Consider the following 15,663-nt stretch of genomic DNA (forward strand, 5'->3'; position numbering starts at 1 on the left):
ATGAGTCCGTTGATTGTCCGCTGTTTTGCCCTAAGAAAATTGGGCGGTCCGCAGTCCAGCAAGATCCAGGATGCGCAGGCCGCCGTATTCGATGCGAATCAGCTGGCGCGTTTGCAAGACTTTTAGCGCCTCGTTCACGCGTTGGCGTGACAGCCCGACCAGATACGCCAGCTCTTGCTGGGTGATGCGCAGCACCTCGCCCACGCCTGAAAACAGCACCGGGTTGAACAGGGTGGCCAAGTGTCGGGCCAGGCGCAGCTCGGGGTTGTTCATGCGGTCCAGTTCGCGTGCGGCGATGAATTGCCCCAGCCGCTCGTTGAGCTGGTTCATGATGAATCGGTTGAAGCCCAGCGAGTGGTCGATCAGCCAGTGAAAGGTCTCCAGCGGCAGGCCAGCCACCACGCTCGGGCGCAGCGGCTGGATGTTGTAGCGGTACACCTCGCGCTTGAGTGCGGTGCCCTCGCCAAACCAGCCCCCGGGTGGCACGCCGGTGAAGGTCATGGTCTGGCCACTTTCGTTGTCACTGCTCATTTTCAGCAAGCCCGAGATCACACCAAACCAGAAGGTCACCGGGCGACCGACGCGGCACACATAGTCGCCCACTTGGGGGTCGCTCACCACCAGTTGCGGTACGATTTCCAAGCGCTCTTGCGGGCTCAACAAGTGCAGCCACGGAATCATCTGAAGCTCGGTGTCGGTCGGTGCGCGGCGGCGCTGGTACACGCTGTTTTCTTGGGCCATGTTGGTAGGAGGTATTTGTCAGGAACCGGTCAGATGGGCTAGGGGTCTTCCCTGAATTGTCGTTCAAACGACAACTTGGCGTCAAATGAGTGCCTACGATGCGCCCAAGTTCAGTCGCATTGCATTCGATGCACCGTTTTTGGAGACAGGTCAGGTCATGCAAACAACGTTTCCCCGTTTGATGCTCAAGCACGCTGCCGAGCGCCCCACAGCGCCCGCCTTGCGAGAAAAAGAATATGGCATTTGGCAGGCGACCTCCTGGGCTGCTTTGTCCCAGTTGGTTGAGTCCATCGCTTGCGGCTTGCACCAGGCCGGCCTGCAACGCGGTGAGCACCTGATCGTGGTGGGCGCCAACCGCCCTCGGCTTTACGCCACCATGCTGGCCGCGCAGTCGCTGGGCGCCATTCCTGTGCCGCTGTACCAGGATGCAGCGGCTGCCGAATGCGTCTTCCCCATCACCAATGCCGAAGTCCGGTTTTGCGTGGTCGAAGACCAGGAGCAGGTCGACAAGATGCTGGAAGTGCGCGAAAAGTGCCCGCAGCTGACGCACATTTATTACGACGATCCACGCGGCCTGCGCAAGTACACCGAGGACGGCTTGGGCTCGCTCGAAGAGCTGATCGCCGCAGGCGCGGTGTTTGCCAAGCAGCACCCCCAATTTTTCTCTGAACAAGTCGAAACAGCCCAATACACCGATGTGGCAGCGATGTTCTTCACCTCAGGCACCACGGGCAACCCCAAGGGCGTGGTGCACACGCATGGCTCGTTGGCCGACCGTGCCGAAGCCGGTGCCGAATTTGACAAGCTGACCAACGCGGAAGACGTGCTCGCCTATATGCCACCAGCCTGGGTGGGGCAAAACATTTTCAGCTACGCGCAGTGGCTGGTTTGTGGCTACGTGGTCAACTGCCCTGAGTCGGCCGCCACGGTGACCATCGACCTGAAAGAGATCGGCCCCACCTATTACTTCGCGCCGCCTCGCGTGTTCGAGGGCATGCTCACCAGCGTGATGATCCGCATGGAAGACGCGGGTGCGTTCAAGCGCAAGATGTTCCACACCTTCATGGACGTGGCCAAAAAAGTGGGCCCCGCCCTGATGGATGGCCAAGCCGTGGGCTTGGTGGACCGCCTCAAATACGCACTGGGCAACTGGATGGTTTATGGCCCTTTGCGCAACAACCTGGGTTTCAGCCGCGTGCGTGTGGCCTACACAGCAGGCGAGGCCATTGGCCCGGACCTGTTCACCTTTTACCGCTCGATCGGCGTGAACATCAAACAGCTGTATGGCTCGACCGAGACCGCCGTGTTCGTGTGCCTGCAGCCTGACAACGAAGCGCGTGCCGACACCGTGGGTGTGCCGTGCAAGGGCGTGGAGATCAAGGTCGCCGACAACGGCGAGATCCTGGTCAAGTCGCCCGGTTTGCTCAAGGAGTACTACAAAAACCCTGCCGCTACGGCTGAGGTGCTGACTGCTGACGGCTGGTACCACACCAGCGATGCGGGCTTCCTAGACTCGCATGGCCACTTGAAGATCATCGACCGCGTGAAAGACGTGGGCCGTATCCAGGGTGGTGCCAATGACGGCGCGATGTTTGCACCCAAATACGTTGAAAACAAGCTCAAGTTCTTCCCGCACATCAAAGAAGTGGTGGCCTATGGCGACCAGCGCGAAAAAGTGTGCGTGATGATCAACATCGACTTTGACGCCGTGGGCAACTGGGCCGAGCGCCGCAACCTGCCTTATGCCGGTTACACCGATCTGGCGCAAAAGCCCGAGGTTTACCAACTCATCCAGGAGTGCGTGGAAAAGGTCAATGCCGATTTGGCCGAAGACGCCTTGCTGGCTGGTAGCCAAGTGTCACGCTTTTTGATTCTGCACAAAGAGCTGGACGCCGACGATGGTGAATTGACCCGCACCAACAAAGTCCGTCGCGGCTTCATTGCCGACAAATACAAACCGCTGGTGGATGGCCTGTACGAAGGCAAAACCGAGCAGTTCATCGAGACGGTGGTCAAGTTCGAAGACGGCCGCACCGGCAGCGTCAGCGCCACGCTCAAGATTTCAGACGCCAAAACATTCACACCCGTGAAGGCAGCAGCATGACCAAGAAAATCGGCGACGTCATCCTCGACGTCAAGAACATCAGTTTGCGATTCGGTGGCGTCAAAGCGCTGACCGACATCTCGTTCAACGTGCGTGAGCATGAAGTGCGCGCCATCATCGGCCCCAACGGCGCGGGTAAGAGCTCGATGCTCAACTGCATCAACGGTGTGTACCAACCGCAAGAGGGCAGCATCACCTTCCGTGGTCAAAAGTTTGACCACATGAACAGCCGTCAAGTGGCCGAGATGGGCATCGCCCGCACCTTCCAAAATCTGGCGCTGTTCAAGGGCATGAGCGTGATCGACAACATCATGACTGGCCGCAACCTGCGCATCAAAAGTAACCTGTTCATGCAGGCCTTGCGCATTGGTCCCGCCCAGCGCGAGGAAGAAGAGCACCGTGAATTTGTTGAGCACATCATCGACTTTCTGGAAATTCAGGCCTTTCGCAAAACCCCTGTAGGGCAATTGCCTTATGGCTTGCAAAAGCGAGTGGACTTGGGCCGCGCCTTGGCTATGGAGCCGCAAGTGCTGCTGCTTGACGAGCCCATGGCTGGTATGAACATGGAAGAAAAGCAGGACATGTGCCGCTTCATTCTGGATGTGAACGATGAATTTGGCTCGACCATCGTGTTGATCGAGCACGACATGGGCGTGGTGATGGACATTTCGGACCGCGTGGTGGTGCTGGATTACGGCAAAAAAATTGGCGACGGAACCCCCGAAGAAGTGCGCAACAACGAAGAAGTGATCAGTGCCTATTTGGGCACCAGCCACTAAGGAGAACAAGACATGGCATTTTTTCTGGAAGCTCTGCTCGGTGGCCTCATGGCCGGCATGCTCTATGCGCTGGTGGCGCTGGGCTTTGTACTGATTTTCAAAGCCTCGGGCGTGTTCAACTTCGCGCAAGGCGCGATGGTGTTGTTCGCAGCGTTGGCCATGGCCCGTTTTTCCGAATGGGTGCCCGGTTGGCTGGGCATTGAAGACAAGTTTTTGGGCAATGTGATCGCCTTTGCGCTGTCGGCGGTTGTCATGTTTGCACTGGCTTGGTTGATCGAGCGCTTGGTCTTGCGCCATCTGGTCAACCAAGAGGGCGTGACCTTGCTCATGGCCACCTTGGGCATCACTTATTTCCTGGACGGTCTGGGTCAAACCATCTTTGGCAGCGATATTTACAAGATCGACGTGGGCATGCCCAAAGATCCCGTGTTCCTGTTGGACTCTGTGTTCCCCGGCGGCGTGCTGGTCAACCTGGAAGACGTGTATGCGGCCTGCATCGCAGCCTTGTTGGTGGTCGTGTTGTCGCTGTTCTTCCAAAAAACCAGCACCGGCCGCGCCCTGCGTGCGGTGGCCGATGACCACCAAGCGGCGCAGTCGATTGGCATTCCGCTCAACCGCATTTGGGTGATTGTGTGGTTTGTGGCCGGCATCACTGCCTTGGTGGCCGGCATCATCTGGGGCTCCAAGATGGGTGTGCAGTTCTCGCTGACCACGGTGGCGTTGCGGGCCTTGCCCGTCATCATCTTGGGTGGCCTGACCTCGGTGCCTGGTGCCATCATCGGTGGCTTGATCATTGGTGTGGGCGAGAAACTGTCCGAGGTGTACCTAGGCCCCTATGTGGGCGGTGGCATTGAGATCTGGTTTGCGTATGTGCTGGCGCTGGTGTTCTTGCTGTTCCGTCCGCAAGGTCTGTTTGGCGAAAAAATCATCGACCGCGTGTAAGGAGAGAAAAGCATGTTTTACAGAGAAAACGGTCAATTCAAGACTTCCTACCGCGCTGACCAGCAAATTTTCGCCATCGCGCAAGACCGCTGGGCCATCCTTGCGCTCATCGCGTTTGCTTTCGTCGGCGTGCCATTTTTGGTCGACGAATACATGTTTCGCGCCATTTTGATTCCTTTCCTCATTCTGTCCTTGGCGGCTCTGGGGGTGAACATTCTGGTCGGTTACTGCGGTCAAATTTCCTTGGGCTCGGGTGCCTTCATGGCGGTGGGTGCCTACATGGCCTACAACACGTACATCCGTATCGAGGGCATGCCCTTGATCATTGCGCTGTTGGCGGGCGGCTTTTTTGCCACCTTGGTCGGCGTGTTTTTCGGCATCCCGAGCTTGCGTGTCAAAGGCCTTTACTTGGCCGTGGCCACGTTGGCGGCGCAGTTCTTTTGTGACTGGGCTTTTCTGCGCATTGGCTGGTTCACCAACAACAATGCGTCGGGCTCGGTGTCGGTGTCTAACTTGAATGTGTTGGGCTGGTCCATCGATACGCCTTTGCAAAAATACCTGTTCTGCTTGGCTTTCTTGGTGGTGTTTGGCTTGTTGGCCAAAAATCTGGTGCGCTCGGCCATTGGTCGCGAATGGATGGCCATCCGCGACATGGACGTGGCCGCTGCCGTCATCGGCATCCGCCCCGTTTATGCCAAGCTCACCGCCTTCGCCGTCAGCTCTTTCATCGTGGGTGTGGCCGGTGCCTTGTGGGGTTTTGTCCACTTGGGCTCTTGGGAGCCTGCAGCTTTCTCGATTGACCGCTCATTTCAATTGCTGTTCATGGTCATCATCGGCGGCATGGGCTCCATCATGGGCAGCTTTTTTGGCGCAGCCTTCATTGTGATCTTGCCGATTTTCCTGAACCAGTTTTTGCCCGCGGTGGGCGACATGGTGGGCGTCAGCATCTCTACTGCCACGGTGTCGCACACCGAATTCATGATTTTTGGTGCCTTGATCGTGTGGTTCCTGATTGTTGAGCCGCATGGACTGGCCAAACTCTGGTCGGTGGCCAAGCAGAAATTGCGTCTGTGGCCTTTCCCCCATTGATGCCTCACCTTTCCCTCAGTGCTTCTCATTTTTTTAACAGGAGACAATCCATGAAGCTTCGTCAACTCGCCCTCGCCACCACGGTGGCGGCTGCTGGTCTTGCCAGTGCGCTGGTCAGCACCGTGGCCACGGCCCAAACCAAAGAGCAATTTTTCCCTGTGCTGGTGTACCGCACTGGCGCATACGCCCCCAACGGCGTGCCCTTTGCCAACGGCTATGTCGACTACCTCAAGCTGGTCAATGCCCGCGGCGGCATCAATGGCGTCAAGGTCAGCTTTGAAGAGTGCGAAACCGGCTACGCCACAGACCGCGGCGTGGAATGCTACGAGCGCCTGAAGGGCAAGAACGGCGGCGCGACCGTGTTCCAGCCCCTGTCTACCGGCATCACTTTTGCCCTGACCGAAAAAGCCCCTGGCGACAAAATTCCTTTGATCACTGCTGGCTACGGCCGCAGCGAATCGGCTGACGGCGGCGTGTTCAAGTGGAACTTCCCCTTGGCCGGCACTTACTGGGTGGCTGGTGACGTCATTGTTCAAGACATTGCCAAGAAGCTCGGCGGTGCCGACAAGCTCAAGGGCAAGCACATCGCTTTGGTTTACCACGACAGCCCGTTTGGCAAAGAAGCCATTCCGATCTTGCAAGAGCGCGCGGCCATGCACGGCTTCAAGCTGAGCCTGTTGCCTGTGACCCATCCTGGTGTGGAGCAAAAGTCCACCTGGCTGCAAATTCGCCAAAGCCGCCCTGACTACGTCGTCAACTGGGGCTGGGGCGTGATGAACTCCACCTTGCTCAAGGAAGCGCAAGCCACAGGCTACCCCCGCGAGAAAATCTATGGCGTGTGGTGGGCCGGGGCCGAGCCTGACGTCAAGGACGTGGGCATGGGCGCCAAGGGCTACAACGCCATCACCATGCAGCACGGCACCGAAAAGGGCTCTGCGATCGTGAAGGAAGTGCTGGCAAAGTTGCACGCCAAGAACCAAGGTACAGGCCCCAAGGACGAAGTGGGTGAAGTGTTGTACATGCGCGGTTTGTTCAGCGCCATGTTTGCGGTGGAAGGCGTTCGCCAAGCGCAAGAGAAATACGGCAAGGGCAAAGTCATGACCGGCGAGCAAGCACGCTGGGGTTATGAAAACCTGAACCTGACCCAACCCAAGCTCGATGCACTGGGCTTCAAGGGTGTGTTGCGTCCCGTCTCCACTTCTTGCGCTGACCACATGGGTGCCAACTGGGCACGTATCCATACATGGAACGGCAGCAAGTGGGAGTTCTCCAGCGACTGGTACCAGGCCGATGAGCAGATCATCAAGCCCATGGTGAAGGCCGCTGCCGACAAGTATGCCGCCGAGAAGAAGATCACACGCCGCACCCCTGCGGATTGCCAGTCCTGATCGGTGACAGCCCGCCGCGCATGCGGCGGGCTTGCAGCTGCACAGTGGTTCGCACCACCGGCAGCTGCCAAATGAAACCTTTGCGTGCAGTGGTTTCATTTGGCTTGAACCCCAGAGTAAAGAAAAGGCACAGTCCATGAGCGAAAAAAACATTGTTCTGAACGTCAACGGCATTGAGGTCATCTACAACCACGTCATCTTGGTGCTCAAGGGCGTGTCTTTGCAGGTGCCTGAACAAGGCATCGTGGCTTTGCTCGGCGGCAACGGCGCAGGCAAGACCACCACACTGCGGGCGATTTCCAACTTGCTCAAGGGTGAGCGTGGCGAGGTCACCAAAGGCTCCATTGAGCTGCGCGGCGAGCGCATCGAGAATCTCTCGCCTGCCGACTTGGTCAACCGGGGCGTGGTGCAGGTCATGGAAGGCCGGCACTGCTTTGCCCACCTGACCATCGAAGAAAACCTGATGACCGGCAGCTACACACGCACCGACAAGGGCGAGATCGCCGCCAACTTGGAGAAGGTTTACAACTATTTCCCGCGCCTCAAAACGCGGCGCACCTCGCAAGCGGCCTACACCTCGGGCGGTGAGCAACAGATGTGCGCCATCGGCCGCGCCCTCATGACCAACCCCAGCGTGGTCTTGCTCGACGAGCCCTCTATGGGCTTGGCCCCGCAGATCGTCGAAGAGGTGTTCAACATCGTTAAGGATTTGAACGAGAAGGAAAAAGTGACTTTCCTCATCGCCGAGCAGAACACCAACATGGCCCTGAAGTACGCCGACTACGGCTACATCATGGAGTCGGGTCGGATCGTGATGGACGGCGCGGCCGAAGATCTGCGCACCAACGAAGATGTGAAAGAGTTTTACTTGGGCATGGGCGGCGGCGAGCGCAAGAGCTTCAAAGACGTCAAGAGCTACAAGCGCCGCAAGCGCTGGTTGGCTTGATGACTTCAAACCCACATTGACCTTTCTCCCCGCAGTTCCCCAGAAAGAAAACCATGTCTCAGCACTTTGATGCGTTGGAAACGCGTGCACCTGAAGTCCGCGAAGCTGCCCTGATGGCCGCTTTGCCCGCGCAGGTGGCGCATGCCAAAGCCCACGCTCCGGCATTTGCCGAGTTGCTGCGTGATGTGGATGCCGCCAATGTCAACAGCCGCGCTGCACTGGCCCAATTGCCCGTGATCCGCAAATACGAATTGCTCGAACGCCAGAAAGCGGCGCGTGCCACTGGCGGCAATGTGTTTGGCGGTTTCAGCACATTGGGCTTTGGTCAAGGCATGACCCGTGTGTTTGCCAGCCCTGGCACGATTTACGAGCCCGAAGGCACGCGCGCCGACTACTGGCGCATGGCCCGCACCATGTTTGCGGCCGGCTTTCGTCCTGGCGAGCTGATCCACAACTGCTTCAGCTACCACTTCACACCTGCGGGCTCCATGATGGAAACCGGTGCCCATGCCTTGGGCTGCACCGTGTTTCCGGGTGGCATTGGCCAGACCGAGCAGCAAGTGAGTGCCATGGCCGAACTGCAACCCGCAGGCTACATTGGCACCCCCAGCTTTTTGAAAATCATCATTGAAAAAGCTGCCGAGATGGGCGTGGCCCTGCCCAGCGTGCGCAAAGCGCTGGTGTCGGGCGAAGCCTTTCCGCCCAGCCTGCGCGACTGGATGACGGCGCACGGCGTCGATGCCTACCAGTGCTACGCCACGGCCGATGTGGGTTTGATTGCCTATGAAACCGCAGCGCGTGAAGGTCTGGTGCTGGACGAAGGTGTGATCGTCGAGATCGTGCGCCCCGGCACGGGCGACCCGGTACCCGAGGGCGAGGTGGGCGAGTTGGTCATCACCACGCTCAACCCCGACTACCCGCTGATCCGTTTTGGCACAGGCGACCTGTCGGCCATTCTGCCCGGTACCTGCCCCACGGGCCGAACGGGTTTGCGCATCAAAGGCTGGATGGGTCGCGCCGACCAGACCACCAAAATCCGGGGCATGTTTGTGCATCCCGGCCAGGTGGCGGAGATCGTCAAACGCTTTCCGGAGGTGAGCAAGGCACGCTTGGTGGTGACGGGGGAGATGGCCAATGACCAAATGGCCCTGCATGTGGAAACCGACCGCTTGACCGATGACGCGCTCAAGACGCGGGTGTCTGAAGCCGTGCGCGATGTGACCAAATTGCGCGGTGAAGTCCATCTGGTGGCACAGGGCAGTTTGGCCAACGATGGCAAGGTCATCGAGGACGCGCGCAGTTACCAGTGAGCGCGACGGGCCCCCAATGTGGGCCCATGACCTTGTTTCGAGCGGGAAATTAGGGAAAGCGTCTAAGTATTTTCCGCCATGGCAAACCCCAACTTTGGTTCTAGACTAGGAAATCACTTTTTGGGTATTGAAATGAAAAAATTACTTGCTTTGACCGCTTTGGCCGTTGTTTCAGTGGGGGGCCAAGCCCAGACTTTCCCCGGCTCCAAGCCTGTGTCCATCGTGGTGCCTTTCACCGCAGGTGGACCGACCGACCGTGTGGCCCGCGACTTGGCCGAAGCCATGCGCAAACAAATTCCCGGCAGCAATTTTGTGGTCGAGAACGCTGCTGGCGCAGGTGGCACGATCGGCGCCACCAAGGTGGCCAAGGCCGCCCCCGATGGCCACTCACTCTTGTTGTTCCACATTGGCATGGCCGCTACGCCTGCTCTGTACCGCAAGATCGCGTACAAGCCACTGGAAGACTTTGAGTTCTTGGGTATGGTCAACGATGTCCCCATGACGTTGATCGGCAAGCCTCAGCTGCCTGCCAACACTTACCGTGATTTTGAAAACTACATCCGTGCCAACGCGGGCAAGCTGAACATCGCCCACGCAGGTTTGGGTTCTGCTTCGCACATCTGTGGCTTGCTGTGGCAGTCTAATTTGCAGACCAAAGATGCGATGACCACCATCCCGTTCGGTGGCACAGCCCCTGCCATGACCGCCCTGATCGGTGGCCAGGTGGATGTGATGTGTGACCAGACCACCAACACCACACAGCAAATCGAGTCGGGTCGGGTGAAGGCTTTTGCCGTGACCACCGCCAAACCCCTGGCCGGTCACCCTGTGCTCAAGCACTACCCCAGCTTGCAGGAAATGGGTTTGAAGGGTTTCAACCTGACCATCTGGCACGGTTTGTATGCCCCCAAAGGCACGCCCGCAGCGATCACCAAGACCCTGAACGATGCCCTGAAGAAAGCCCTGAAAGATCCCGAGTTCATCAAGAAAAATGAAGGCTTGGGTGCTTTGGTGGTGACAGACAACCGCACCGATCCGGCTGAACACAAGAAGTTTGTGGCCGCCGAGATGGTCAAGATCAAGGCTGCTGTGGATGCGGCAGGCAAGTACGCCGACTGATCATCGGTCTGATCCATGAAAAAGCCGCTCACAGGAGCGGCTTTTTCTTTGGCTGCACCGCTACACGGTCGCCGAGTCTGACCCGTCTCATCTTTGGTTCTAGGCCCAATTTGTTATTGAGCAGACACGGGTCAAACCTAGGATGAACGCACTTGTCCTGATGGGAAAAAAATGCCCGCACACGTGCCGAAGTCAATCCAGGTCGCCACAAGGTCAAATGTGGGTTGAAATGAATTTTTCCACGGTGTGGATGTCGATGGGTTTGTACATGACATCGATGTTGTGCCGGCTGAACAATTCCAGATGTTGCGGCGACGTGTCTGCTGTCACGATGCACGCAGGGATGTCGTGGTTGAATTCTTCCCGCAATTGCTGGATGAAATAAAGACCATCTCTTTTGCCCAAGCGGAAGTCGCTCAAAATGAAATCCAACTTGGGCAGCAAGGCCAGGCATTCGTGAAATGCCTCTTCTTCATAGGGCACAGGGTGAACACAGTAGCCGGCTTGCGTGAAGTACTGTTGGTAGGCCTGCAAGAGCGCTTCATCGTTTTCAAGGATGCCCAAATGGCGGCTTGAAGCAGGTGCCTGCAGTTCCTGGTCGCGGCGGTCGGATGCCTCCCCTGTTGGTGGCGCAGGACGGCGCGGCTGACGGCTGATGTGTTGGACGGGAATGACGGCAAAACGGGTGTGAACGGTGAACACAGAGCCTTTGCCGACTTCGGATTGCACATGGCATTGCCCGTTGATTTTTTTCACGATCCGGTGAACGATGGCCAAACCCAGACCCAAACCATCGTATTGGGAACGGGAGTGATCAGAGCGGTAGAACTCGTTGAAGATCAAAGGCAAATCCTCTTCTGGAATACCACAACCGGTATCTTCGACAGAAAAGTGCAGTGCACCTGAGGTGGCATGGAAAGCCACTTCGATGTGTCCTTGATCGGTGTATTGAATCGCATTGGCCAGCAAGTTTCTTAAGATTTGCTCGAGCAAATGGAGGTCTCCAACGACCTGGTGCGTAGCGCCCTTGAAAGACAACTTGATTTTCTTTTCGGTGCACAGGTCGTTGAAACTGTCCTCCAAGCTGTGAACGATTTCGATCAGATTGAATTCGCGTTCTCTGACGACAAAATTAGAATCCAGCTTGCTGATGTCCAGTAGCGTATTGAACATCCGGTTCAACACCGTCACGCTTTTTCGCATCCGGTTGAAGATGGAGCCGTAACTTTCGTTCAACTGCTGCGTGTCAATCATGTCAATGAAAATATTGACGGACTGCATCGGTTGTCGCAAATCATGGCTGGCGGTGGCGATGAACTCGGACTTGGCCACATTGGCCGACATGGAAGCATTTTTTTCTTCGGTCAATTGGTCAATGAGGGCATCGTTTTTCAAACGCAGTGCATATGACTTCTCCCATGACGTGGAAAACAGGAAAGCCATTTTCAAAGCCAAATAAAAAGCAACCATGGAGCCCAGTGCAATGGGCCAAACGATTTGGTTGAAATTCAAAGCGATGAAAATGAGTTCAGGTGCCTTAAGGGGAACGATGAAGGCAAAAAAAGTCTTCCAGTTGATGCAGTAACCCACCATGCCGACAAAAAGAACCGTGAGGCTGATGATTTGATAGAGCAAATAGCTCACCATGTCGGTGGGCTGCACAAACACAAACCAGCCCAGTCCCCACATGAGTGTGACCAAGCCAATGGCGAGGTTCAGGACCTTGGCGTTTTGGGCCGGGTTGGATAAAGCGCGAATGGAACGCAGCAAGACATACCGCGTGATGACTGCCAGGGTCATGGCGGTAAACCATGCACTGAAGCGCAGCGTTTCTGTGTCGTCCCAATACAAGGGGAGGCACAACAGCGGTGCCAAAACAGTGGCAATGGTGCTGGATTTGGAGTAATCCAGCATGTATTGCAATTTTTCGAGAGCAATCAGTTGCTGATCACGGGGCCCTTCATTCAGCGGTATGCGGCCATGCTCAGGAGGGTTCATACCATCATCAGGCGTTGGGGGTGACGGTCGGGAGCAAGAGTTTTTGAGCCTTCAAGACGGCCTGGGTGCGGTTGAAAACCCGCAATTCTTTGAAAATTTGATTGATGTGTATTTTGACTGTTTGCTCTTTGATTTCTAACAGATCGGCAATGATCTTGTTGGGATGCCCCATCGAAATCAACGTCAGAACTTCCAGTTGCCGCTGGGTTAATCGGTACTCACTGGACGCATGCAATGGGCTTGGGGGCGCGTGCCATTGGGTGTCGTTGTACAGCGTTTTGATTCTTTTGAAGATGGCCGCTGACGTGTTGTTCTTGGACAAAAAAAGTGCTGCACCTGCGGATACAGCCCGTGGTTCCCAGGCATTGGGGTCGAGGCCAGAAATGGACACGACATGTGCAACGTTGGGTTTGCTCCTGAACACTTTGATGCCGGCCAAACCGCTCAAGCCTGGCATCAGCATGTCCAACAAAACAATCCAAGAATGGTTGGATTCATCCACCAAAGTCATGCCTTCGCTGGCGTTGCTGGCCGTTTTGACGTCCACTCCCAAAGCACTGAACTCTTTGGCTAAAGCTTCACCCAATGCTTCGCGGTAAACGGGGTGATCGTCAATGATGAGCAGAACATGCTGACTGGTCGCGGAAGCATTCATATGCGGTGAATGCTACTCTTGTAAGGGTTAATTTCAATGAAACTTAGGTTTTAGGACAAGGCGGGGTGGTCAGCATCAATAAGCAAACCGTTCGCTGCCCACAATGCCCAGTTTGGTCAGGCCTGCGCGTTGGGCACCTGCCAGCACAGCCGCCGCAGCTTCGTATTTGGCTTTGGCATGCGAGCGGATGTGCAGCTCAGGCTGGGGCTGCAAGGCGGCGGCTTCTGAAAGCTTGGCTTCCAGTGCAGATCTGTTAGCCAGCACCTGTCCGTTCCAGCGCATGCTGGCGTCGGCATCAATGTCGATCTTGATCACCAAGGGGTCTGTTTTGGGGGGTGTGGCTGTCGCGGCGGGCATGTCCAGATTCACCGAGTGCAATTGCGCCGGGATGGTGATGATCAGCATGATGATCAACACCAGCATCACGTCGATCAGTGGCGTGGTGTTGACGTCCATCATCACTTCGGGTTCGTCTTGGCTGTTGGAGCCCAGATTCATGGCCATGTGTGCTTCCTTGAGGCTTGCGGACGTTAAGGGGCCGGCTCGGTGATGAAGCCGACTTTGGTGATGCCCGCCCGCTGCACCGCGTACATGACACGTCCGACCGATTCAAAGTCGCTTTGTGCGTCGCCCCGGATTTGAACTTCGGGTTGAGGCTTCATGGCTGCAAACTTCTTCATGCGTTCAAGCAGGTCAATCGGATTCTTGACGGGGGTGTCGTACAAAAATATTTGTCCGGCCTTGTTGACGGAGATGATCACGTTCTCCGGTTTGGTTTCTCGCACCACGTTCGCCTCTTTGGGCAAGTCGACCTTGATGGAGGTGGTGACGACGGGAATGGTGATCAGAAAAATGATCAAAAGCACCAACATCACATCCACCAGTGGCGTGGTGTTGATGGTGCCCATCACCTCGTCTTCGTCGCTCGACCCCAAGCTGGGGCCCAGGTTCATGGCCATGGCGGGTTTCCGTTCAAAGAGATGACAGACTTACTTCTTGGCCGATGCCAACAACACGGCGTGCAGGTCTGCAGCAAAAGCATTGACTTCTTCCATGGCCGCCTTGTTGCGACGCACCAACCAGTTGTAGCCCAGCACCGCAGGCACGGCCACGGCCAGACCGATGGCGGTCATGATCAGGGCTTCGCCCACGGGGCCGGCCACCTTGTCGATGCTGGCTTGCCCGGACATGCCGATTTTGACCAGCGCATGGTAGATGCCCCACACGGTGCCGAACAAGCCGACAAAGGGCGCGGTCGATCCGACCGTGGCCAGCACCGCCAGGCCATCTTGCATGCGGCTTTGCACGGTGCCCATGGCCCGCTGGATGCTCATGGTCACCCAGGTGTTGAAGTCCACGGTGCCCAGCAAGCCATCGTGTTTGGAAGCGCCTTCCAGGCCCTTTTCGGCAATAAAGCGGAAGGGGCTGGCGGCGTCCAGTGCATCGGCCGCTTGGCGCACCGAGCCTGACTTCCAGAAATGGGTTTGCGCGGCCTGAGCGAACTTGAGCACCTTGGCTTGTTCGGAGAATTTGGTGAAGATCACATACCAGCTGCCCATGCTCATGATCACCAAAATCAACAGCGTGCCCTTGGCCACGGCATCGCCTTGGTCCCACAAGGCACTCAAACCATAGGGGTTGGCTTCGGCCGTGTGGGTGTCGGCCGTTAAGGTGGCTGCGGGCTGAGCGGTTGCCGTTGCGGTCACCGCGGGGGGCGTGGTGGTGTCGCTGCCCTCCTTGTTGGGGGCAGCCAGGCTGTGACCCGAGACCAGCAGGCTGGCCAGCAAAGCGGTGGCCATCAGGGTGTTTTTCAGGGCATTGATCATGAGGTGATTTCCTTTGCGCTTGTGTCTTGAAGGGGCGATGTTGGAGGCGATTACGGCCTTATTCCAGACGCCAGAGGTATTTGATGGAGGTCCAGGCTTGCTCGGGTTTGCCGTCGGCCATGGCCGGGCGGAACTGGCATTTCGCCAAACCGGCTCTGGCCGCTTCGTCTAGGCGCTTGTAGCCAGAGCTTTTTTCGATCTCGGACTGGATCACTTTGCCGTCAGTCCCCACCAGAAAGCGCAGCGTCACCGTGCCTTCTTCTTCCATGCGTTTGGACGTGATGGGGTACTCGGGCTTGTCACATTGGGCCATGTTGACACCCGCTGCGGTGCGTGCAGCGGGCGCAGTGCGCGGGGCGACCGCAGGTGCGGCGGTGGGGGCCGGCGCGGCCGGTGCGGTCACGGGAGGCGGTGCACTCGTCACGGCCGCGATGGCGTTGGGGGGCGCGACAACGGCAGTCACCTCGGGCGCAGGCACATAGGCTGGCGGTGGGGTGTTTTTCGGGGGGGGTGTTGTCGGGGCGGGCGCTGGCGTTGGGGCCGGAGGCTCAGGTCGTTTTTCTTCCAGCAAAAGCGCCTGCACCACGGGGGGCAGTTTGGGCGTCAAGGTGCGGTGCAGACCTGCCTGCAAGGCGACCAAGAGCAAGGCATGAAAAGCCACCACGCTCGCCAGAACCACGAGCGTACGCCGGGACTTGGGCTGAAGGTAAGTGGACGCGTTCATCGATTCAAGGCGGGAGACGATATGGCCTGTATTTTGAAGGAT

Annotated in this window: 15 protein-coding genes; 8 read left to right on the plus strand and 7 right to left on the minus strand. The window is 57.3% G+C overall.

From position 1 onward, the window contains the following. Window positions 1-30: 30 nt before the first annotated feature. Window positions 31-741: a Crp/Fnr family transcriptional regulator gene (locus B9Z37_RS08295; RefSeq protein WP_108312483.1), complete on the minus strand. Its 711-nt coding sequence runs from the start codon at window positions 739-741 to the stop codon at window positions 31-33. Between the two features lie 157 nt (window positions 742-898). On the opposite strand from B9Z37_RS08295, the gene B9Z37_RS08300 reads away from it, so the two are divergent. From B9Z37_RS08300 to B9Z37_RS08335, 8 genes are all read left to right on the plus strand, one after another. After that, window positions 899-2,845 carry an AMP-dependent synthetase/ligase gene (locus B9Z37_RS08300; protein ID WP_108312597.1) on the plus strand — a complete coding sequence of 649 codons (1,947 nt, stop codon included), beginning with the start codon at window positions 899-901 and terminating at the stop codon, window positions 2,843-2,845. Next, a complete protein-coding gene (locus B9Z37_RS08305; protein ID WP_108312484.1) occupies window positions 2,842-3,624 on the plus strand; it encodes an ABC transporter ATP-binding protein in 783 nt (260 codons plus the stop codon). The genes B9Z37_RS08300 and B9Z37_RS08305 overlap by 4 nt, the downstream gene beginning before the upstream one ends. A 12-nt stretch (window positions 3,625-3,636) precedes the next feature. Continuing rightward, window positions 3,637-4,566: a branched-chain amino acid ABC transporter permease gene (locus tag B9Z37_RS08310; protein WP_108312485.1), complete on the plus strand. Its 930-nt coding sequence runs from the start codon at window positions 3,637-3,639 to the stop codon at window positions 4,564-4,566. A gap of 12 nt (window positions 4,567-4,578) precedes the next feature. Then, a complete protein-coding gene (locus B9Z37_RS08315; protein WP_108312486.1) occupies window positions 4,579-5,655 on the plus strand; it encodes a branched-chain amino acid ABC transporter permease in 1,077 nt (358 codons plus the stop codon). Window positions 5,656-5,705: 50 nt separating this feature from the next. Beyond that, a complete protein-coding gene (locus B9Z37_RS08320) occupies window positions 5,706-7,043 on the plus strand; it encodes an ABC transporter substrate-binding protein (RefSeq protein ID WP_108312487.1) in 1,338 nt (445 codons plus the stop codon). A 136-nt stretch (window positions 7,044-7,179) separates the two neighbouring features. After that, entirely contained in the window at window positions 7,180-7,989 is an 810-nt protein-coding gene (locus B9Z37_RS08325) for an ABC transporter ATP-binding protein (RefSeq protein WP_108312598.1), read from the plus strand. A 53-nt stretch (window positions 7,990-8,042) separates the two neighbouring features. Next, window positions 8,043-9,299 carry a phenylacetate--CoA ligase family protein gene (locus B9Z37_RS08330; RefSeq protein ID WP_108312488.1) on the plus strand — a complete coding sequence of 419 codons (1,257 nt, stop codon included), beginning with the start codon at window positions 8,043-8,045 and terminating at the stop codon, window positions 9,297-9,299. A gap of 132 nt (window positions 9,300-9,431) precedes the next feature. Next, window positions 9,432-10,418: a tripartite tricarboxylate transporter substrate-binding protein gene (locus tag B9Z37_RS08335; protein ID WP_108312489.1), complete on the plus strand. Its 987-nt coding sequence runs from the start codon at window positions 9,432-9,434 to the stop codon at window positions 10,416-10,418. A 213-nt stretch (window positions 10,419-10,631) separates the two neighbouring features. Here the strand turns inward: B9Z37_RS08335 and B9Z37_RS08340 are convergent, their stop codons facing one another. The 6 genes from B9Z37_RS08340 to B9Z37_RS08365 all read right to left on the minus strand — a co-directional run bounded on the left by B9Z37_RS08340 (window position 10,632) and on the right by B9Z37_RS08365 (window position 15,621). Further along, entirely contained in the window at window positions 10,632-12,416 is a 1,785-nt protein-coding gene (locus B9Z37_RS08340) for an ATP-binding response regulator (protein ID WP_108312490.1), read from the minus strand. A gap of 7 nt (window positions 12,417-12,423) precedes the next feature. Continuing rightward, window positions 12,424-13,071, minus strand: coding sequence for a response regulator transcription factor (locus B9Z37_RS08345; protein WP_108312491.1), 648 nt, complete (start codon window positions 13,069-13,071; stop codon window positions 12,424-12,426). 75 nt (window positions 13,072-13,146) lie between these two features. Further along, window positions 13,147-13,575: an ExbD/TolR family protein gene (locus B9Z37_RS08350; protein ID WP_205872565.1), complete on the minus strand. Its 429-nt coding sequence runs from the start codon at window positions 13,573-13,575 to the stop codon at window positions 13,147-13,149. A 26-nt stretch (window positions 13,576-13,601) separates the two neighbouring features. Beyond that, a complete protein-coding gene (locus B9Z37_RS08355) occupies window positions 13,602-14,030 on the minus strand; it encodes an ExbD/TolR family protein (RefSeq protein ID WP_108312492.1) in 429 nt (142 codons plus the stop codon). Window positions 14,031-14,060: 30 nt separating this feature from the next. Further along, the gene (locus B9Z37_RS08360) at window positions 14,061-14,897 is read right to left on the minus strand and encodes a MotA/TolQ/ExbB proton channel family protein (protein WP_108312493.1); all 837 of its coding nucleotides are present in this window, start codon (window positions 14,895-14,897) and stop codon (window positions 14,061-14,063) included. Between the two features lie 58 nt (window positions 14,898-14,955). After that, window positions 14,956-15,621: an energy transducer TonB gene (locus tag B9Z37_RS08365; protein WP_108312494.1), complete on the minus strand. Its 666-nt coding sequence runs from the start codon at window positions 15,619-15,621 to the stop codon at window positions 14,956-14,958. Between the last annotated feature and the right edge of the window lie 42 nt (window positions 15,622-15,663).

Origin of the sequence: Limnohabitans parvus II-B4 (assembly GCF_003063455.1) — a bacterium.
GTDB classification, from domain to species: Bacteria; Pseudomonadota; Gammaproteobacteria; order Burkholderiales; family Burkholderiaceae_C; genus Limnohabitans_A; species Limnohabitans_A parvus.